This window comes from Microbacterium sp. KRD172 (assembly GCF_017168295.1).
Lineage (GTDB): Bacteria > Actinomycetota > Actinomycetes > Actinomycetales > Microbacteriaceae > Microbacterium > Microbacterium profundi.
The window spans coordinates 2,520,291-2,539,882 of sequence record NZ_JABFAS010000002.1 but is presented as its reverse complement, the minus strand read 5'-3'; the positions used below and the strand labels follow the sequence as shown (position 1 = coordinate 2,539,882).

21 protein-coding genes are annotated in these 19,592 nt (G+C 67.6%); 15 read left to right on the top strand and 6 right to left on the bottom strand.

Annotation, left to right across the window (positions count from 1 at the left end; translation table 11 throughout):
- Positions 1-315: 315 nt before the first annotated feature.
- The 9 genes from J1M43_RS12580 to J1M43_RS12540 all read left to right on the top strand — a co-directional run bounded on the left by J1M43_RS12580 (position 316) and on the right by J1M43_RS12540 (position 7,087).
- On the top strand, positions 316-675 hold the full coding sequence (locus J1M43_RS12580) for a holo-ACP synthase (RefSeq protein WP_206476888.1): 360 nt from the start codon (positions 316-318) through the stop codon (positions 673-675).
- Between the two features lie 38 nt (positions 676-713).
- Complete coding sequence (gene alr, locus J1M43_RS12575) at positions 714-1,787, top strand: alanine racemase (protein WP_206477389.1); 1,074 nt, start codon at positions 714-716, stop codon at positions 1,785-1,787.
- Positions 1,784-2,266, top strand: coding sequence for a tRNA (adenosine(37)-N6)-threonylcarbamoyltransferase complex ATPase subunit type 1 TsaE (gene tsaE, locus J1M43_RS12570; RefSeq protein ID WP_206476887.1), 483 nt, complete (start codon positions 1,784-1,786; stop codon positions 2,264-2,266). Before alr ends, tsaE begins: the two co-directional genes overlap by 4 nt.
- Positions 2,267-2,594: 328 nt before the next feature.
- Positions 2,595-2,924: a GIY-YIG nuclease family protein gene (locus J1M43_RS12565; RefSeq protein WP_033104985.1), complete on the top strand. Its 330-nt coding sequence runs from the start codon at positions 2,595-2,597 to the stop codon at positions 2,922-2,924.
- A 233-nt stretch (positions 2,925-3,157) separates the two neighbouring features.
- Positions 3,158-3,778 (top strand): tRNA (adenosine(37)-N6)-threonylcarbamoyltransferase complex dimerization subunit type 1 TsaB, encoded by a 621-nt coding sequence (tsaB, locus tag J1M43_RS12560; RefSeq protein WP_206476886.1) that lies wholly within the window; start codon positions 3,158-3,160, stop codon positions 3,776-3,778.
- Positions 3,775-4,257 carry a ribosomal protein S18-alanine N-acetyltransferase gene (gene rimI, locus J1M43_RS12555; RefSeq protein WP_206476885.1) on the top strand — a complete coding sequence of 161 codons (483 nt, stop codon included), beginning with the start codon at positions 3,775-3,777 and terminating at the stop codon, positions 4,255-4,257. Before tsaB ends, rimI begins: the two co-directional genes overlap by 4 nt.
- On the top strand, positions 4,254-5,330 hold the full coding sequence (gene tsaD, locus J1M43_RS12550) for a tRNA (adenosine(37)-N6)-threonylcarbamoyltransferase complex transferase subunit TsaD (protein WP_206476884.1): 1,077 nt from the start codon (positions 4,254-4,256) through the stop codon (positions 5,328-5,330). Before rimI ends, tsaD begins: the two co-directional genes overlap by 4 nt.
- A complete protein-coding gene (locus tag J1M43_RS12545) occupies positions 5,327-5,803 on the top strand; it encodes a hypothetical protein (RefSeq protein ID WP_206476883.1) in 477 nt (158 codons plus the stop codon). The genes tsaD and J1M43_RS12545 overlap by 4 nt, the downstream gene beginning before the upstream one ends.
- A 3-nt stretch (positions 5,804-5,806) precedes the next feature.
- Positions 5,807-7,087 carry a hypothetical protein gene (locus J1M43_RS12540; RefSeq protein ID WP_206476882.1) on the top strand — a complete coding sequence of 427 codons (1,281 nt, stop codon included), beginning with the start codon at positions 5,807-5,809 and terminating at the stop codon, positions 7,085-7,087.
- A 3-nt stretch (positions 7,088-7,090) separates the two neighbouring features.
- Here J1M43_RS12540 and J1M43_RS12535 read toward each other — a convergent pair whose 3' ends face one another.
- Positions 7,091-8,428: a class I SAM-dependent methyltransferase gene (locus J1M43_RS12535; RefSeq protein WP_241245228.1), complete on the bottom strand. Its 1,338-nt coding sequence runs from the start codon at positions 8,426-8,428 to the stop codon at positions 7,091-7,093.
- A 137-nt stretch (positions 8,429-8,565) separates the two neighbouring features.
- On the opposite strand from J1M43_RS12535, the gene groES reads away from it, so the two are divergent.
- The 3 genes from groES to J1M43_RS12520 all read left to right on the top strand — a co-directional run bounded on the left by groES (position 8,566) and on the right by J1M43_RS12520 (position 11,246).
- Positions 8,566-8,862 (top strand): co-chaperone GroES, encoded by a 297-nt coding sequence (gene groES / locus J1M43_RS12530; protein ID WP_033104978.1) that lies wholly within the window; start codon positions 8,566-8,568, stop codon positions 8,860-8,862.
- An 81-nt stretch (positions 8,863-8,943) separates the two neighbouring features.
- The gene (gene rarD / locus J1M43_RS12525; protein WP_206476881.1) at positions 8,944-9,873 is read left to right on the top strand and encodes an EamA family transporter RarD; all 930 of its coding nucleotides are present in this window, start codon (positions 8,944-8,946) and stop codon (positions 9,871-9,873) included.
- A gap of 119 nt (positions 9,874-9,992) precedes the next feature.
- A complete protein-coding gene (locus J1M43_RS12520; protein ID WP_206476880.1) occupies positions 9,993-11,246 on the top strand; it encodes an ABC transporter substrate-binding protein in 1,254 nt (417 codons plus the stop codon).
- A gap of 299 nt (positions 11,247-11,545) precedes the next feature.
- Here the strand turns inward: J1M43_RS12520 and J1M43_RS12515 are convergent, their stop codons facing one another.
- The 5 genes from J1M43_RS12515 to J1M43_RS12495 are packed head-to-tail and all read right to left on the bottom strand — an operon-like array spanning position 11,546 to position 16,596.
- Positions 11,546-12,535: an NAD-dependent epimerase/dehydratase family protein gene (locus J1M43_RS12515; protein WP_206476879.1), complete on the bottom strand. Its 990-nt coding sequence runs from the start codon at positions 12,533-12,535 to the stop codon at positions 11,546-11,548.
- A 23-nt stretch (positions 12,536-12,558) separates the two neighbouring features.
- On the bottom strand, positions 12,559-13,308 hold the full coding sequence (locus tag J1M43_RS12510; protein ID WP_033104974.1) for an ABC transporter ATP-binding protein: 750 nt from the start codon (positions 13,306-13,308) through the stop codon (positions 12,559-12,561).
- A complete protein-coding gene (locus tag J1M43_RS12505) occupies positions 13,305-14,309 on the bottom strand; it encodes an ABC transporter ATP-binding protein (protein ID WP_033104973.1) in 1,005 nt (334 codons plus the stop codon). The genes J1M43_RS12510 and J1M43_RS12505 overlap by 4 nt, the downstream gene beginning before the upstream one ends.
- On the bottom strand, positions 14,299-15,276 hold the full coding sequence (locus J1M43_RS12500) for a branched-chain amino acid ABC transporter permease (protein WP_033104972.1): 978 nt from the start codon (positions 15,274-15,276) through the stop codon (positions 14,299-14,301). The genes J1M43_RS12505 and J1M43_RS12500 overlap by 11 nt, the downstream gene beginning before the upstream one ends.
- Before the next feature lie 3 nt (positions 15,277-15,279).
- Positions 15,280-16,596, bottom strand: a complete 1,317-nt coding sequence (locus tag J1M43_RS12495; protein ID WP_052166710.1) for a branched-chain amino acid ABC transporter permease — start codon at positions 16,594-16,596, stop codon at positions 15,280-15,282.
- Positions 16,597-16,833: 237 nt separating this feature from the next.
- Here J1M43_RS12495 and guaB point away from each other — a divergent pair, with 237 nt between their 5' ends.
- The 3 genes from guaB (at position 16,834) to J1M43_RS12480 (ending at position 19,529) form a co-directional block, all read left to right on the top strand.
- A complete protein-coding gene (gene guaB, locus J1M43_RS12490) occupies positions 16,834-18,336 on the top strand; it encodes an IMP dehydrogenase (protein WP_206476878.1) in 1,503 nt (500 codons plus the stop codon).
- 203 nt (positions 18,337-18,539) lie between these two features.
- Entirely contained in the window at positions 18,540-18,854 is a 315-nt protein-coding gene (locus J1M43_RS12485) for a DUF2277 domain-containing protein (protein WP_033104969.1), read from the top strand.
- A gap of 123 nt (positions 18,855-18,977) precedes the next feature.
- Positions 18,978-19,529, top strand: a complete 552-nt coding sequence (locus tag J1M43_RS12480; protein ID WP_206476877.1) for an OsmC family protein — start codon at positions 18,978-18,980, stop codon at positions 19,527-19,529.
- Positions 19,530-19,592: the final 63 nt, after the last annotated feature.

Sequence of the window (19,592 nt, the reverse complement as noted above, 5' to 3'; positions counted from 1 at the left end):
ACTCCATCATCGGCCGCGACGACCGCGACCGGGGAACTCAAACTCATCAGATTGGTGATCCTTCAACTCGCCCCACGAGGCGGACTTGCTATAAACCGGTGGACTCACTCAACCCTGACACGTAGGGTCGCGGCATCCGCTCATCCGTCGGTCCAGATCACACTTGTCAGCCCAGAACACGGTTTCTCGGCAGGCGTGTGTGATCTGGACTGACAAGTGTCGGCCGGGTCGCGGGGCGAAGCGCAGGCGGGGTGGATGCCGGGGAGAGCGCGGGCGCGGATGAAGAGACCAGAGCCGCCCGAGTAGGCTGGAGCGGTGATCATCGGGACCGGCATCGACCTCGTGGACATCCCGCGGTTCGAGCGCACGATGTCCCGCACACCGCGGCTCATGGAGCGACTCTTCGCCCCGTCCGAACGCACGCTGAGGCTCCCGTCGCTCGCCGCACGCTACGCCGCGAAAGAGGCGCTGATCAAGGCTCTCGGCGGGTCGGACGGCGTGCACTGGACCGAGATCGAGATCGCATCCGAGCCAGCCGGCCGCCCGCATTTCCTGCTCACGGGATCGACTGCCGACGCGGTCACCGGCAAAGGCATCCTGAAACTGCACCTGACCATGTCGCATGATGCGGGCCTCGCCACTGCGTTCGTCGTCGCCGAGGGGGAGCCGCTGTGAGTGCATCGACTGTGCCTTTCCGCGAAGCAACCATCGAGATGGCGGCGATCGCCGAAAACACCCGGCACTTCCGTCGCCTCACGGGCGTCGACGTCATCGCCGTCGTGAAGGCCAACGCTTACGGACACGGGGCCGCATCAGCGGCCGTCGCCGCGCTCTCGGGTGGAGCGACCAGGCTGGGCGTCGCCGAGATCGCCGAGGCGGTCGATCTGCGGCGGCAGGGCATCAACGCCCCGATCATCGCCTGGCTGCATGAACCGGGCGAACGCTTCGAGCAGGCCGCGGCAGACCGCATCGAGGTCGGCATCTCCTCCTTCGACCAGCTCGAAGCGGCCGGGGCCGCAGCGGGCGCGAACGGACCCGTCGGAGTGCATCTGAAGCTCGAGACCGGGCTCTCGCGCAACGGCGTCGCGCCCGGCGACTGGAGTCGTGTCTTCGCCGAAGCCGCGCGGCTCGAGAGGATCGGACGCCTCCGCATCATCGGCCTCTTCAGCCACCTCTCCAACGCCTCGCGTGCCGATGACCTCGAAGCGCTCGCGCGGTTCGAGGCAGGCACTGCTGCCGCAGCATCCGCCGGCATCCGCCCAGAGATCCGGCACATCGCGGCCACGGCCGCAGCGATCGATCACCCCGAGACGCGACTGGATGCCGTGCGCATCGGCATCGGGCTGTACGGGCTCTCGCCGTTCGATGACCGCTCGTCCGCCGATCTCGGGCTGCGTCCGGCGATGACCCTGCGCGCGTCCGTCGCCGCCGTGCGTCGCGTACCGGCCGGCGCCGGCGTCTCTTACGGCTACGACCACCGCGCGAACCACGACACGACGCTCGCCCTGATTCCGCTCGGTTATGCCGACGGCATCCCGCGCCAGGCATCCGGTCGCGGCCCCGTCATGATCAACGGACGCCGGTTCTCGGTCGCCGGACGCGTCGCGATGGACCAGTTCGTCGTCGACGTCGGCGACGCTCATGTGGCGGTCGGCGACGAGGCCGTGGTGTTCGGGGATCCGACGCTCGGCGCGCCTTCGGCGACGGAGTGGGCGAACGCCGCGAGCACCATCAATTACGAGATCGTCACGCGCATCGGCAACCGCGTGCCTCGGCGGGGCGCATGATCGATCCGGCCTTTCTCGGACGTCGCGAGATCGCGACGTCGGATGCCATGGAGCACCTCGGCCTCATCATCGGTGAGCAGTTGCAGCCGGGCGATCTGCTCGTGCTGACCGGTCCGCTCGGGGCGGGGAAGACGACGTTCACCCGCGGCCTCGCGTCGGGAATGGGCGTGCGCGGTCCTGTGCAGAGCCCGACGTTCGTGATCGCGCGCACGCATCCGTCGCTCGTCGGCCGTGCGCCGCTCGTGCATGTGGACGCGTACCGGCTGGGATCGGCCTCGGAGCTCGACGACCTCGACATCGACTTCGCGGGGTCGGTGGTCGTGATCGAGTGGGGACGCGAGATGGCCCCGTCGATCGCGGATGCCTGGTGGGACATCGAGCTCGAGCGGCCTGTGGGCGTCGCGGGGGACGACGTGGCCGACGAGGACCTGGATGCTGACGCCCCCCGCGTCGTGACGATAGAGCGCATCACGAAGTAGTGGTCCCTGAGCCTGTCGAAGGGCCCGCGGCCACGTGGGTGGGGAGGAACTCAGCGGTCCCTGAGCCTGTCGAAGGGTCCGCGGGGCCACGTGGGTGGGGAGGACTCAGCGGTCCCTGAGCCTGTCGAAGGGCCCACGGCCCAGGAGGGGGCGGAACTCAGCGGTCCCTGAGCCTGTTGAAGGGCCCGCGGGGCCACGTGGGTGGGGAGGAACTCAGCGGTCCCTGAGCCTGTCGAAGGGCCCGCGGCCCACGAGGCAACGCCGGCTGGTTATCCACAGATCGCCTGCGCCACAGCATCCGCTCGCACCCGGCGCGCATGCTGAGACCATGCCATGGATGTACATACTCAGATGCTCCGATGGGAGCTACTACACCGGAAGCACGGCCTTCGCTGACGTGATCGCCCGCGTGTGGGAACACAACAACGTGGACGAGAAGGCCGCCGCGTACACCCGTAGGAGGCGCCCAGTTGTTCTCGTATACGGCGAAGAATTCGATCGCATCGACGAGGCGTATTTCCGTGAGAAACAGGTACAGGGATGGTCGCGACAGAAGAAGACGGCGTTGATCGAGGAACGCGGCGATGACCTTCCGGGGCTGTCGCGAAATCGCCTGCAACGCCCGCCGGGCGCTTCGACAGGCTCAGCGACCGGCTAGGTGCGCCCGCCGGGCGCTTCGACAGGCTCAGCGACCGGCTAGAACGCCCGCCGGGCGCTTCGACAGGCTCAGCGACCGGCTCAGCGATCGGCTGGGAACGCCCGCCGGGCGCTTCGACGGGCTCAGCGACCGGCTAGGGGCGCTTCGACGGGCTCAGCGACCGGCTAGGTGCGCCGGGTCGGGCGCTTCGACAGGCTCAGCGACCACGGCGCGCGGCCGACTACCCTGGAGACGTGATTCTCGCTGTCGACACCTCCCTGGGCACGGCCGTCGCGATCGTCGATGCCGCTGGTGCTCGCCGCGCCGACGCGTCGAGTCCCGACCCGCTCGGACACGCCGAGGTCATCGGCTCCCTGTTGCAGCGGGCTCTGGCCGAGGCGGGCGACGAGATCACCCACGTCGTCGCAGGTATGGGACCCGGTCCCTTCACCGGGCTCCGGATCGGAATCGCCACCGCGCGCGCTTTCGCGCTCGGCCGGCACATCCCCGTGATCGCCGTGCCGAGCCACTTCGCCGCGGCACTCAGCATCCTCGAGGACGAGCCGGAGGTCGGCACGTTCGCGATCGTCACGGACGCTCGCCGGAGGGAGCTCGCGATCAGCACTTTCCGCGGGCTCGATGCCGACGGCATCCCGCACCTGACGACCGACACGGTACTCGTGCCCCGCACCGGCGCCGAGGCGTATCTCGACGGGCTCGACGCGCGCGAGGTCACCACGGTCGACGGCGCAGCCCTCGCAAGGGTCGGCATCCGCGCCGCGAACGCCGGGCGCGAGCTGGCCGGCGCCGAACCCCTCTACCTGCGCCAGCCCGACGTCACGATGCCCGGTGCCCCGAAGCGGGTGGGACTGTGACCATCCGCATCGCCACCCCGGCCGACCTCGACGCGATCATGGCCATCGAGAACGCCTCGTTCCCGAGCGATGCGTGGAGCGCCGAGTCGATGGCGGCCGAACTCGTCACCGAGTACAGCCACTACCTCGTCGACGAAGAGGACGGCGAGATCATCGGATACGCCGGGCTCCGTTCGATCCGTGGAAACGCGGATGCCGACATCCAGACCATCGCCCTCGTCGAAGCACGTAGGGGAGAGGGGAGAGGACGCCGGATGCTGCGGACTCTGCTCGCCGAAGCATCCGCCCGCGGCGCCCGCGAGGTGTTCCTCGAGGTGCGCGCGGATAATCCGGGCGCCGAGGGACTCTACATCTCCGAGGGGTTCGAGGAGCTCGCCCGCCGCCCGCACTACTACCAGCCGGACGACGTCGACGCGATCGTGATGAAGCTCGATCTGCGACGGTGGACTGCCGCGGCGCAGAAGGAGACCACAGCATGAGCGAACCCCTGGTCCTCGGCATCGAGACGAGCTGCGACGAGACGGGCATCGGCATCGTCCGCGGCCGCACGCTGCTGTCGAACACGATCGCATCCAGCATGGACGAGCACGCCCGCTACGGCGGCGTCATCCCCGAGGTCGCCGCTCGCGCGCACCTCGAAGCACTCCAGCCGTCGATCGAGGCCGCGCTCGCCGAGGCGCAGGTGCGACTGGAAGACCTCGACGCGATCGCCGTCACCAGCGGTCCCGGTCTCGCCGGTGCACTGATGGTCGGCGTCGGAGCGGCCAAGGGGCTCGCGGTGTCGCTCGGCAAGCCGCTGTACGCCGTGAACCACCTCGTCGGACACATCGCCGCAGACATCGTCACGCCGGACTCCGACCCGCTCGAGTATCCGACCATCGCGCTGCTCGTCTCCGGCGGGCACACCTCGCTGCTGCACGTGCGCGACCTCACCACCGACGTCGAACTGCTCGGCGAGACCATGGATGACGCGGCGGGGGAAGCCTTCGACAAGGTCGCCCGGCTGCTGTCACTGCCGTACCCAGGCGGGCCCGAGATCGACCGTGCGGCGGTCGGCGGCGATCCCAAGGCGATCCGCTTCCCGCGCGGGTTGTCCAAGGCGAACGACCTGGTCAAGCACCGCTACGACTTCTCGTTCTCCGGGCTCAAGACCGCCGTCGCCCGCTGGGTCGAGCGGTGCGAGGCCGCGGGCGAAGAGGTGCCGGTGGCCGATGTCGCCGCGAGCTTCCGCGAAGCAGTCGTCGACGTGCTCGTCACGAAGGCACTCGCCGCGTGCGCAGATCTGGGCGTGCCGCGACTGCTGCTCGGCGGCGGCGTGATCGCCAACAAGCGCCTGCGCGACGTCGCGATCGAGCGTGCTGCGGCCGCGGGAGTGACCGTGCGGATCCCGCCGCTTTCGCTCTGCACCGACAACGGCGCGATGATCGCCGCGCTCGCCGCAGACCTGATCAGCTCGGGCCGCCGCCCGTCCACGCTCGCGTTCGGTGCCGACTCCACGCTGCCGGTCACCGAGATCCAGATCGCCGAGTCGCCGGCGGAGGATGCCGCATGAGCGACCAACGCGGTACGGGCCGGTCGGGCGAACAGCCGAAGGTGGAGCGTCCCTCCGCCGAGGTCGAGCGCCCGGCCGGCGCGACGCGGATGCCCGGCGCGCCGCGTGACAGCTACACGAAGCTGCCCACAGGCCCCGTCGGAGTCGAGCCGGTCGTCGCCAGCGGACCAGCGGACACAGCGGGGATGCCGGCCGTGCAGTGGGCGCCGCACGACAGCACCGGCGCCGAGGACAACACCCGTCTCGCCCCATGGGCGCTGCTCGCGGCGATCGTGGCGCTGTGCGCATCGTGGTTCGTCGGCTGGGGCATCCCGCTCGCGATCGTCGCCGTGGTGGCGGCGATCATGTCGCTCAGGCGACCGGTCGAGAGCCGCGCGATCGCGCTCTGGGCGCTGATCCTCGGCATCACCGCGACGATCTACAGCCTGGGCTGGCTCATCTGGGCCGGCATGCAGTTCGAGAATCTGGGCTGACGGATGCTGTCCGCCGACGAGACCGCAGAGCTGCGGATGCTGCAAGCCAAGGCGTACGGCCGCGACGGCGGCCTGTCCGCCGACGAGCTCGAGCGGCTGCGCGAGCTGGAGCAACGGCTTCGTCTCCCTTCGGTCGCTCAACCCGTTTCGTCACTTCGACTCGCTGCGCTCGCTCAGCACACCGCTCCGGCTGCTTCGCTGCCTGCGCTCAACGCCCCGCAGGAGGTCGTTGCCCCGCAGGATGTCGATTCTTCGCAAGACACAGCCTTCCCGCAGGATGTCGTTTCTTCGCAAGACACAGCCCACTTGCGAGAACAGGGGCGGGTCGTTGAGCGAGCCGAAGGCGAGACGAAACGCGCTGAGCGAGCGACAGCGAGTCGAAGCGGATCATCCGCACAACAGCGTGCTCCGCTGCGGCCGTGGCGCCGGCATCCGATCGGCTTCGCTCTCGGCGCTGTCGCGGCTGCACTCGGCCTCGGCCTCGGCATCGGGTGGGCGGTGTGGGGCTGGGACGCCGAGGCGTACGCACTCGGTGCCGCCAACGCAGACCGACGCGCGCAACTCGAAGAGAGCGATCTCTACGACTCCGGGACGCTCACCCCGCTCACAGAGCAGTACGGTCTCGTCATCTGGAGCGCGGAACGATCGAACGGCGACGAGGCGTGCGTGATCATCACCGGCCCTGACGAGATGAACAAGAACGGCTGCATACCGTCTGAGCAGCTGGACGAATCGGCCTGGCCCAATGCGACCGCGACAGTACCGGAGGGCGAGGAGAAAGCCGGACAGCAGCTGATGGCGGCGATGATGATGTCGCCGACGGGTGAATTGGTGCCCGTCATCCAGGTCTGGGATCAGACCTCGTCCGGATGGGAGTCGCAGTACAACGATGCCGAGCTCGCGCAGTTGCGCGAGCTCGAAGCGGAAGGCTACGAAGGCAGCGCTCTTGGAATCCTCGGATATGACGGCGACACGGTCGTGTGGAGCAACTGGACGAGCGCCGGAGTCTGCATCATCGTCTCAGCCGACGGAGGACCCCTCGAGGCGTGCGCCCCTGATGCCGAGTCCGACATCACGCTCATCGCGAGCATCGACGGCGTGCCGCGGGAGTACTTCGTGCAGCAAACGAAGATGCGCGGTCCTCAACTCACGATCATCCGCACCACGGGCGCCACGGTCGGTGAGCTCGATCCCGAGACCGGGGATCCGATCGAGTTCACGTTCGACGATCCGATGTTCGACGACCTCGTGAGCGACGGCGAGACGGGCGAGACCCCCGGCTGAGTCTCACACCCGATCGGCGAGGATCGCCATCCGCCGATCTCCGACGCGAGTGAGGATCAGCGTGGCGGTCTGCGAGCCCTTCAGGCTCAGCTTCTTCCGGAACGCCGCCGGGTCGATGTCCATGCCGCGCTTCTTGATCTCGATCGTGCCGATGTCGGCGGCCCTGAGTACCGTGTTGATCGCCTTGGGATTGGCCGCCATCACCTCGCGCACCCGGAACGACTGCACGAAGGGGCTCGTCAACGCGGCATCCCCGGTGAGATAGGCGATCTTCTCGTCCAGCATCCCGGCATCGATGCTGCGCGCGACGTCACCGATCAAGCGCGCACGGATGACGGCGCCGTCCGGCTCGTGCAGGAAGGCACCGAGCTCGCGAACTTCGGCATCCTCGGCATCCGCCCCTGCCGTGAGCTCGTGCGACTCGTCACCGCGGATCACGAGCGCCGCACGCCGCACGCCGTCGCGCGCGAGCTCACGAGACCACAGCACGAGCTCGACCACGCTGCCGTCGGCGCTGACCCACTGCGCCTCGACATCCGCAGGCAGGCTGTCGCGATCGTGACCGGGGCCGAGCTTGATGCCGGTCGGCATCCGTGCGGCGAGGGCGAACGCCCAGTCGAGTGAGGGGGAGTAGTCGGATGCCGTGACCCGCCGCGTCTCGCTGTGACCGGTCGTGCGCCGGGCTGGGTCGAGCCAGACCGCCGTGCGCGAATCTCGGAGAAGTGCAGCATCTTCGGAGGAATCTGCTGAATTGGTCCGAAGATCGTGCACTTCTCCGAAGTTAGCGCTCGGGAAGTCGGCGCTCACGAAGTCCTCGGCCGTGCCGTGCTGCACCGTCACAGTGGCTTCGACTCCCTGCGGTCGCTCAACCCGTTTCGTCTCGCTGCGCTCGCTCAACGACCCGCGCTCGCCGAAGGGGGCCAGGTTGTAGGCGGCGATCGCGGCGGTGACCTCATCGGCATCCACTGCCACCACGCTGAGCCCGGCACCTGCGAAGGCGAGCGAGTCTCCGCCGATGCCGCAGCCAAGGTCAGCCACGCGTGTGATTCCGGCGCGGCGCATGCGCCCCGCGTGCCGTGCCGCCACCCCCAGACGCGTCGCCTGCTCGAGGCCGGCTCTGGTGAACAGCATCCGCTCGGCGAAGCCGCCGAACTTCGGTACTGCCTTCGTGCGCAGGTGGGCCTGACCCACGACAGCGGACACGAGATCGGGGGAGTGCCCGGCCGCACGCAGCCTCGAGACGGCACCGGCGACCTCTCCAGCGGAAGCGATCGGGCCCACCTCATCGAGCAGCCGAAGGCCCTCGGGGGTGAGCAGCGCGGTGAGCTCGGACATGTCCATCACTTCAGACTACGCATCCGAAACTGGCACTCGCATTGCATGAGTGCCAGCCGACGCCCTACACTTGTGATTAGCACTCTCGGGTTGAGAGTGCGAACAAGTCTTTCGTGTCAGCGTCAAGAAAGAAGAGGTAGACCGTGTCGGTTTCCATCAAGCCGCTCGAGGACCGCATCGTCATCCAGCAGGTCGAGGCAGAGCAGACCACCGCTAGTGGACTGGTCATCCCCGACACCGCCAAGGAGAAGCCCCAGGAGGGCGAGGTCGTGGCTGTCGGCCCCGGCCGCATCGACGACAACGGCAACCGCGTCCCGCTCGACGTGTCCGTCGGCGACCGCGTCCTGTACAGCAAGTACGGCGGCACCGAGATCAAGTTCGGCGCCGACGAGTACCTGGTGCTCTCGGCTCGCGACGTTCTCGCAGTCGTCGTTCGCTGAGCAACTCGACAACAGCGTAGAAGGCCCGGATGCTTCGGCATCCGGGCCTTTTCGCATCCTTGCCGGTCCTAGGGTGGAGCAGTGAGCCTCGAAGCATCGCCCCGCACCCGCGCAGCAGGAGCCGCGTACTCGGTGGCCGCCTACCTGATCTGGGGGCTGCTGCCGCTGTACTTCCTGCTGCTCGTGCCGACCGGGCCGTGGGAGGTCGTCGCGGCGCGCGTGGTCTTCTCGCTCGTGTTCTGCCTGCTGCTGCTCACCGTCGCGCGCGGATGGCGTCGCATCATCGCCATCATCCGGCAGCCGCGGCTGCTGGCGTGGACCGCGCTCGCCGGTCTGCTGATCTACGTCAACTGGCAGGTGTTCCTGATCGGAACCCTCAGCGGGCACGTCGTCGAGACAGCGCTGGGCTACTTCATCAACCCCATCACCACGGTGCTGCTCGGCGTCTTCGTGCTGCGCGAACGCATCCGCACACTGCAGTGGGTGGCCATCGGCATCGCGCTCGTCGCGGTGGTCGTCATCGTCGTGGCGTACCGCGCGTTCCCATGGATCGCGCTGCTGCTGACGGCGTCCTTCGGCACCTACGGGCTGATCAAGAAGAAGATCGGACCCGCGGTGGATGCCGTGAGCGGTCTCACCCTCGAGTCGTTCTGGCTGATGCCGATCGCCATCGTGCAGCTGGTCGTCGTGGCGCAGACCACTGGCATCACCTTCGGCACCGTGAGCACGTGGCACACCGTGCTCATGCTCCTCGCCGGTGTCGCCACGGCTGTGCCGCTGCTGCTGTTCGCCTCCGGCGCTCGTCGCATCGATCTCACGGTGATCGGGATGATCCAGTTCATCACCCCGATCATGCAGTTCCTCACCGGCGTGCTGCTGCTTCACGAGCCGATGCCGCCCGAGCGATGGATCGGATTCGTGATCGTGTGGATCGCGGTCGGCGTGTTCGTCATCGACCTGCTGCGCGCCGGTCGGCGCGGTCGGCGCACGCGGGTGGCTCCCGTCGCCTGACGCCCGTATTCAAGGCGAAACAAGATCGTTAGCGCACCGATACCCAGCACGCTCGCGCCCACCATAAGGTGGGATCATCCGGGCATGTATTGCCATGTCCGTCGTTGCAAAGGAGCATTATGAACCGCACGCAGACGCGTACGAAGTGGCTTGCCGGCATCGCGCTGGTCGGCGCATCGGCGCTTGTGATCACGGGCTGCAGCACGCCCGCGCCAGAGGCGACCGAAGACACCGGCGGCGGAGATCGTCCGGCCGAGGTCGACCTGACGCTCCAGTTGGGCTCGCTGCTGCCGTCCACTGGGTCGCTGTCCTTCCTCGGAGCGCCGATGGAGGCCGGTGTGCAGCTCGCCGTGTCCGAGATCAACGACGCAGCAGCCGGTATCCAGGTCGAGCTCACCGCCGCTGACGAGGGCGACCTCGACAACAAGGCGTACGAGACCTCGATCACGAACCTGCAGAGCGCCGGCATCACCGCGATGGTGGGAGCGGCATCCTCGAGCGTGACGAAGCTGATCCTCGACGGCAACGCCGGATCCGGCATCCTCACGGTCTCGCCGTCGAACACCTCGGCGGACTTCACCGGCATCAACCCGCTGTACTTCCGCACGGCTCCCAGCGACAACCTGCAGGGCGAGGTGCTCGGCAACCAGATCGCCGAGGACGGGCACAAGACGCTCGGCATCATCTACCAGAACGACCCGTACGGCACGGGCCTGTTCGAGGCGATCAAGTCCACGTTCGAGGGCACAGGTGGCGAGGTCGTCGCCGAAGCCTCGTACAACCAGGGTGACGGACAGTTCAACGCCCAGGTGCAGACGGTCGCCGCGGCGAACCCGGATGCTGTCGCCATCGTGTCGTACGACCAGTTCGCCACGATCGCACCGCTGCTCGGCAACGCGGGCGTCGACACTGGCGCGCTGTACCTCGTCGACGGCAACCTGAAGGACTGGCCGGACCTCGGTGTCAGCCTCGAGGGATCGAAGGGCACGCGCGCAGGCGCTGAGCTTCCCGACGACTTCATCGACCAGCTGAACGAGGTCTGGACGGCTGAGGGCAACGAGCCGATCGACGCCCTGACCTATTCGGCAGAGGCGTACGACGCCACGATCCTCATCGCCCTCGCGGCGCTGCAGGCCGTGTCGGTCGAGGGGGAGGACATCGCCGGTGCCATGCAGGAGGTCTCGGGTGGTTCCGGTGAAGGCGAGAAGTGCACGAGCTTCGTCGACTGCGCCGAGATCATCAACGGAGGCGGCACCGCCGACTACGACGGCTACTCCGGCGAGATCACGTTCAACGACGACAACGACCCCGAAGGCGCCGCCATCGGCGTCTACGAGTTCGACGCCGAGAACGTCACGACCCGCATCAAGTAACACTGTGTGAGAAGGGGCTCCGGATGCTGTCATCCGGGGCCCCTTCTTCGTGCCCGCGCGGTGGCCCGGGGCGGGAAGTGGCGCTTCGTGTCGCGTGGCGCGAGGGGTGGCGGCCACTTGAGACAAGGTGAGGCGGCCACTCGAGACACCTGCCCGCGGGGCGGGGAGGCCGGGTGGCGGGAGGTGGCGCTTCGTGTCGCGTCGCGCGAGGGTAGGCGGCCACTTGAGACACCTGCCCGCGGGGGAAGTCGATCCCGCGCGGTGGCGGTGCGACCTCCCGCGTAGCGGCGGTGCCCGGGCTATGCGGCGGCGCGGGCGTGCTCGGCGAGGCGGTCGAACTGGGCGTCGCGCTCGGGATCCACGACCTGGGCGTCCGGGTGGGCGTTGTGGTAGGAGAGAATCCGGCGCGCGCCCTCGTCGAACGTGATCGTCGTGGCGAACTCCGGCACCACTGCCTGCACCTTCGAGGTGTCGAACACGATCGAGTGCGCCTTGTCCCCGAGCAGCGTCGGACCGAGTTCCGGTGCGAGAGCGGCGATCGTGTCGGATGCGACGTGCACGAGGTCGGGCGCCTCGACCCCGGCCGCATCCGCGAGCCAGCCGTAGATCTGATTCCACGTTGGCGCGTGCGAACCCGTGATCGTGTACGCCTCGCCGATCGCCTCCGAGCGTCCGACGAGCCCGGTGAAGGCGACGGCGAAGTCATCGGAGTGCGTGATGGTCCACAGGCTCGTCCCGTCGCCGTGCACGATGACCGGACGCCCCTCGCGCATGCGGGCGATGTCGGTCCAGCCGCCCATCGTCGGGATCGACCGTTCGTCGTAGGTGTGCGACGGGCGCACGATCGTGACGGGCACGCCGATATCGCGCTGGGCATCGAAAAGCATCTCCTCGCACGCGATCTTGTCGCGCGAGTACTGCCAGAACGGGTTCTCCAAGGGCGTCTGCTCGGTGATCGGCAGCTGCGCCGGCGGCTTCTGGTAGGCGGATGCTGAACTGATGAAGATGTACTGCCCGGTGCGCCCTGCGAACGCTCCGAGGTTGCCTGCGACATGATCCCGGGTGAACGAGAGGAAGTCGGCGACCGCATCGAACTCGCGACCGCGGAGCGCAGTCCTCAGCGCCGCACGGTCGCGGATGTCCGCGGACACGACGGTGACGTCATCCGGCAGTCCGCGTCGCCCGCTCCCGCGATTCACGACCGTCACGTCGTGTCCTCGCTCGATCGAACGGCGCACGCACGCCGCGCTGATGGTCCCTGTGCCGCCCAGATACAGAACGCTCGTCATGAGGCGAGCCTAAACGGAGCGGGCTACGCGGCGTCGCCGAGCGTGCCGAGGTACAGACCGATCACCTTCGGATCGTTCAGCAGATCGCGCCCGCTGCCCTCATGCGCGTCACGGCCCTGGTCGAGCACGTACCCTCGGTCGCAGATCTGCAGGCAGCGCCGGGCGTTCTGCTCGACCATGATCGTCGTGACGCCGGCCTTGTTGATGTCGGAGACGCGGATGAATGCGTCATCCTGCCGCACCGGGCTCAGCCCCGCCGACGGCTCATCGAGCAGCAGCACGGACGGATCCATCATCAGTGCACGCGACATCGCCACCATCTGACGCTCGCCGCCCGAGAGCGAACCTGCGCGCTGCTTCAGCCTGGTGCCGAGCTCCGCGAAGATGCCGCTGACGAACTCCAGCCGCTCCTTGTAGATCTTGGGGTTCTGATAGAGCCCCATCTGCAGGTTCTCCTCGATCGTCAGCGAGGGGAAGACGTTGTTCGTCTGCGGCACGAAGGCCACACCGCGCCTGACGAGCCGGTCGGCCTTCAGCCCGACGATGCTCTCGCCGTTGACCGTGATCTCGCCACCGCGCACCTGCACCATGCCGAAGATCGCCTTCAGCAGCGTCGACTTGCCGGCGCCGTTCGGGCCGATGATGCCGATCAGTTCGCCCTTGCGAGCGATGAGGTTCGCGCCGTTGAGGATGTTCACGCCCGGCAGGTAGCCGGCGTGCACATCCGTCATCTCGACAACGACGTCGCGCGTGTCGACAGATCCTTCACTCATGCCTTCCCCTCCCCGGGGCTCTCGATCTCGGCTTCGGCCTCAGCCTCGATCTGATCGCGCAGCTCCGCGGCCGCGGCATCCGAGATCACCGGCAGACGACCAGTGACCGCGCCGAGGTCCACATCCTGATGGGCGCCGAGGTAGGCGTCGACGACGGCAGGGTCCTCCATGACGGTGCTCGGCGGGCCCTCGGCGACGATGCGGCCTTCGGCCATCACGACCACCCAGTCGGCGATGTGGCGCACCATGTGCATGTCGTGCTCGACGAAGAGCACCGTCATGCCGAGATCCTTCAGATCGAGGATGTGATCGAGCAGCGACTGCGTGAGCGCGGGATTGACCCCCGCCATCGGCTCGTCGAGCATGACCAGCTGAGGATCGCTCATCAGCGCCCGCGCCATCTCGAGCAGCTTGCGCTGCCCGCCCGAGAGCGAGGCGGCGAAGTCCTTCTCCTTGGCGTCGAGCTTGAAGCGGGCGAGCAGTCCCCGCGCACGCTCTTCGATCTCGGCCTCCTGCGCGCGCCACAGGAACGGGAACAGCCCGGCCCAGAAGCCCTCGCCGCGCTGACCCGGTGCGCCGAGCTTCATGTTCTCGAGCACGGTCAGCAGCGACAGCGACTTGGTGAGCTGGAAGGTGCGCACCTGGCCCATACGGGCGACCTTGAACGACGGCACCCCGGACAGGTTCGTGCCGTCGAACGACCAGGTACCCGCGTTGGGCTTGTCGAAGCCGCACAGCAGGTTGAACAGCGTCGTCTTGCCTGCACCGTTCGGCCCGATCAGTGCCGTGATGGCGCCGCGGGGGACCTCGAGGTGATCGACGTCGACTGCGGTGAGGCCGCCGAAGTGCCGCTTCACGTTGTCCGCGATGAGGATGGGGTCGACCTTGGCGACACCGGGCTCCGCCGGTCCCTTGGCGAGACCCGTGCTCTTGGGACGTGTGACGCTGCCGGTCGCCGGAGCGCCGGGGGTGCTTTCACTGGGGGCGCTGTTACTTGACAAAGGTCATCTCCCTCTTGTTTCCGAGGATGCCCTGCGGCCGGAAGATCACGATCAGCATCAGCACGATGCCGATCACGATGTAGCGCACCACGTCGGCCTGGTTCGTGGTCATCGGCAACCAGCCGACGCGCGCCATCTCGGGCAGCAGGCCGCCGAGGAAGGCGAACACGACCCAGAACAGCACGGCGCCCAGCGTCGGGCCGAAGACGGTCGCAGCCCCTCCCAGCAGCAGGATCGTCCACAGGAAGAACGTCAGCGATGTCGAATAGCTGCCGGGGATCACGGCGGACGGCAGGACGAAGACGACGCCGCCGAGAGCGCCGATGACGCCACCGACCACGAGCGCCTGCATCTTGTACGCGAACACGTTCTTGCCGAGCGAGCGCACCGCATCCTCGTCCTCGCGGATGCCCTTGAGCACCCGGCCCCACGGGCTGCGCATCAGCGCCCACACGAGCAGCACCGACAGAGCGAGCACCAGCACGCCGAACACGCGCACCCACAGGTCGTTCTCGTTGTAGGTCCACGGGCCGAAGCCGTAGATTCCGGGTGGGAACGGGTTCATGTCGCGGAAGCTCTGATGGTATCCGGAGAGACCGCCTGCCGAGTTGGTCCATTCGCGGAACAGCTCGGTGAGGAAGAGCAGCCTGACCACCTCGGCGGTCGCGATCGTCGCGATGGCGAGATAGTCGGCGCGCAGACGAAGAGTCGGGATGCCGAGGACCAGAGCGAACAGCGCGCCGGCGAGCACGCCCGCGAGCACGCCAGCCCACCAGGGGAATCCGAAGCTGAGGATCGAGATCGCATACCCGTAGCCGCCGACCGCCATGAACGCGGCCATTCCGAAGTTGAGCAGTCCGCCGTAGCCGAAGTGCACGGCGAGTCCGGTGGCGGCGAGCGCGTACGCGATCGTCGTGGGGCTGAAGAGATAAGAGGCGGTGTTGCCGAAGATGTTTCCGAAGTCCATGCGTCAGCCCAGCCTTTCCCTGCGCCCGAGCAGGCCCTGCGGCCTGACGAGAAGGATCACGATCAGCGCGACCAGCGCGGTGGCGTACTTGAGATCGGACGGCACGCCCAGCAGCGTCGAGACCTCGACGGCCAGGCCGACGATGATCGAGCCGATGAGCGCGCCGATCGCGGAGCCGAGGCCGCCGAGTGTGATGGCGCAGAAGATGAGCAGCAGCATCTGCATGCCCATGTCCCACTTCACCCCTGGGCGGAAATACGCCCACAGCACGCCGGAGATCGCCGCGAGGACTCCTGCGAGCACCCATACGATCCGCACGACCTTGTCGACGTCGATTCCGGATGCCGCGGCCAGCTGCGGATTGTCGGAGATGGCCCTGGTGGCCTTGCCGACCCTGGTGCGGGTGAGGAAGAAGGCCACGCCGAGGATGACGACAATGCTCGTGCCCATGCCGATCATGTCGATGTACGACAGCGAGATCGGACCGAACTTGATCGGCGTCGGGCTCGCACCCTGCAACTGGAACGTGCTGCCGCCGATCATGTACTGAAGGACGTAGCGCAGCGCCAGCGAGAGCCCGATGCTGACGATCATCAGCTGCACGATGCCGAGGCCTCTTCGCCGGAGCGGACGCCAGAGACCGGCATCCAGCGCGAGCCCTAGCAGTCCGCCGCCGATGACTGCGGCGATGATGCCGAGCCAGAGGGGCAGATTCCAGAAGGTCGTGAAGAGCAGCGCGACCACAGCGCCCCAGGTGACCATCTCGCCATGGGCGAAGTTCGACAGGCGCGTCGTGCCGTAGATGAGGGCGGCGCCCATGGATGCCAGACCCAGCAGCAGACCGAAGTTCAGCCCGCCCACGATGCGGGAGAGCAGCTGATCGATGAACGACGTCGTCTCTCGCACTCCCTCACCGAGGAACAGGTTCACGATCTTCGTGTTCGTGAGCGCGAACTCCACCTCCTGCGATGCGGAGTCGCCCTCGACGATCACGCCCTCGGGGAGCGTGTCCTCATCGACGGTGAGCGTGTAGGCATCCTTCTCTGGAACATAGAGTCGCCACTTGCCCTCGGCATCCGTCTCGGTCTCGGCATCGAAGCCGTTCCCCTCGATCTTGACGGTGACGTCGGGGATCGGTTCGTCATCGAACGTGATCACCCCGGCGAAGTAGAAATCGGTGATCTCCTGGCCGTCGTCCGTCTCGTCTGCGAGGGCGGATGCCGGTGGCTGGAGCACCAGAGCTGATAGAGCGATCAGCACGCCGAGGAGCGCGACCAACCATGGCCGGACGCGACGGACGGCTGTAGACGTGGGTCCCACGCAACCTCCACTGTGAGTGCTCGCCGCGGGTTCGGGTCGACTGCGGGCTGGGTTTGAGCGTAGTGCGGGAAACGGCGATTCACTAGCAACGCCGTGGATTGGTGACACAGGTGTAACTTGATCGACTCGCCTGACTGGATGCTCGACACAAGGATTCGGGAATGTTCCCCCGCCTGTGGCGTTTAGAATCTGTACAGACGGCACAACAGGTCATACGCGCGCGCAGGAGGCTCATCCATGGAACAGCACGATCCCTTCGGCTTCGTCGGACTCACCTACGACGACGTGCTGCTCCTTCCCGGTCATACCGACGTGATCCCCAGCGAGGCCGACACGTCCTCGCGCATCACCCGTCGTATCTCGGTCGCCACGCCGCTGCTCTCCAGCGCGATGGACACCGTCACCGAGTCCCGCATGGCCATCGCGATGGCGCGTGAGGGCGGTATCGGCATCCTGCACCGCAATCTCTCGATCGCCGATCAGGCCGCCCACGTCGACCGCGTCAAGCGCAGCGAGTCGGGCATGATCACGGATCCGATCACGACCAGCCCGGATGCCACCGTCGAAGAGGTCGACAACCTCTGCGCGAAGTACCGCATCTCCGGCCTGCCGGTCGTCGACCCCGACGGGCACCTCGTCGGCATCATCACGAACCGCGACATGCGCTTCGTGTCGGGCTTCGAGCGCCAGACCACGTTCGTCAAGGACGTCATGACCTCCGAGAACCTGGTCACGGCGAAGGTGGGCGTGCCGGCCGGTGAGGTCATCGCGCTGTTCGCGAAGCACCGCGTCGAGAAGCTGCCGCTGCTCGACGAGGACGGCAAGCTCGCCGGGCTCATCACCATCAAGGACTTCGACAAGAGCGAGAAGTACCCCCTCGCCACCAAGGACGACCAGGGCCGACTGCGCGTCGGCGCCGCGATCGGCTTCTTCGGCGATGCGTGGGAGCGCGCTGAGGCGCTGCGGGACGCGGGCGTGGACGTGCTCGTGGTCGACACGGCCAACGGCCAGTCGCAGGGCGTCATCGATCTCGTGCAGCGCCTCAAGGCCGACGAGTCGTTCGAGCACATCGACATCATCGGCGGCAACGTCGCCACGCGCGAGGGCGCCCAGGCGCTGATCGACGCCGGCGTGGATGCTGTGAAGGTCGGCGTCGGCCCCGGATCGATCTGCACCACCCGCGTCGTCGCCGGCGTCGGCGTGCCGCAGGTGACGGCGGTGTACGAGGCCTCTCTCGCCGCGCGCCCCGCCGGCGTGCCGGTGATCGCCGACGGCGGGCTGCAGTACTCGGGCGACATCGCCAAGGCGCTCGTCGCCGGAGCGGATGCCGTCATGCTCGGCTCCCTGCTCGCCGGAACCGACGAGTCGCCGGGCGAGATCGTCTTCCAGTCCGGCAAGCAGTTCAAGCAGTACCGCGGCATGGGTTCGCTCGGTGCGATGCAGACCCGCGGCAAGCAGACCTCCTACTCGAAGGACCGTTACTTCCAGGCCGACGTGCCAAGCGATGACAAGCTCATCCCCGAGGGCATCGAGGGCCAAGTGCCGTATCGCGGACCGGTCGCCGCGGTGGCGTACCAGCTCGTCGGAGGGCTGCGGCAGTCGATGTTCTACGTCGGTGCCCGCACGATCGAAGAGCTCAAGACCCGCGGCAAGTTCGTGCGCATCACTTCCGCAGGACTCAAGGAGTCGCACCCCCACGACGTGCAGATCGTGGTCGAGGCGCCCAACTACAAGAAGTAGGCCTTCGCCGGCGCCACCTGCTGCGGGAGGTGCCGCTGCGGGAGGTGTCGCTTTGTGCCGCGTGCGCCGCCGTGATGCGGCCTCTTCGACCACCTCCTGCGGCGAGGGCGCGCGACCTGCTGCGGGAGGTGTCGCTTCGTGCCGCTTGCGCCGCCAGGACGCGGCCACTCGCGCCACCTCGTGAACCGGCGTAGCGTGCTGGCATGTGCCGCAACATCGTCCCGTTGAACAACCTGGAACCTGCCGCGACCGACGAGGAGTGCCACGACGCCGCCGTGCAGTTCGTGCGCAAGATCTCCGGCACGAACGCGCCCTCCAGGGCGAATCAGGAGGTCTTCGACCACGCCGTCGCAGAGATCGAACTGGCGACCCGTGCGCTTCTCGACGCCCTCGTGACTTCCGCGCCGCCGAAGAACCGCGAGCAGGAGGCCACCAAGCGCAAGGCACGCTCCGCCGAGCGCTACGAGGCGATCCGCGTCTACCAGCAGGAGAAGCGCGCCGCACGCGCCACGACATAGGCGCATGCTGCTCCCGAACGGATGCCGCGATGCGCGGCGGTCAAGAAAACGCCGCGTGACGTGATGTGACGCCGGATGACGGCATCCGTCGCCCCGCACGAGAGTCGCCGTTATCGTCGCGTCATGACTCTTCTCCAGGACCAGACCGCACCCATCGCCGATGTCACCCCCGATGAGCGCGCACAGCGCCTCACCGATGCGGGTACGGCGTGGAACGAGCGCATCGCCGCCGACCCGGCGAACGCCGAGATCACCTACAAGGTCGTCGGCCGCGGCGTCGGATCGGTGGGCACCGAGGTGCGTGCAGGCAAGCACCGCTTCCTCGTCGACGAGCCAGGCGCGCTCGCCGGTGACGATGCGGCAGCGAGCCCGGTCGAGTACGCGCTCGGCGCGCTGGTCTCATGCCAGGTCGTCGTGTTCCGCCTGTACGCGCAGGCGCTGGGCCTGACGATCGACGAGATCGAGATCACGGCGGAGGGCGACCTCAACGTCCAGAAGCTCTTCGGGATCGACGAGTCAGGCCGTGCCGGATTCCACGACGTGCGCCTGAAGATCGACATCTCGGGCCCGAACAGTGCAGACGAGTACGCGAATCTCCGCAAGGTCGTCGACGAGCACTGCCCGGTTCTCGACCTCTTCTCGAACCCGGTGCCGACCTCCAGCACTCTGGTCTGAGCATCCGCCCCACGGAACTGATAGCCCGATCGGCTGCGCCACCTGCGTCGGACGGATGGCACG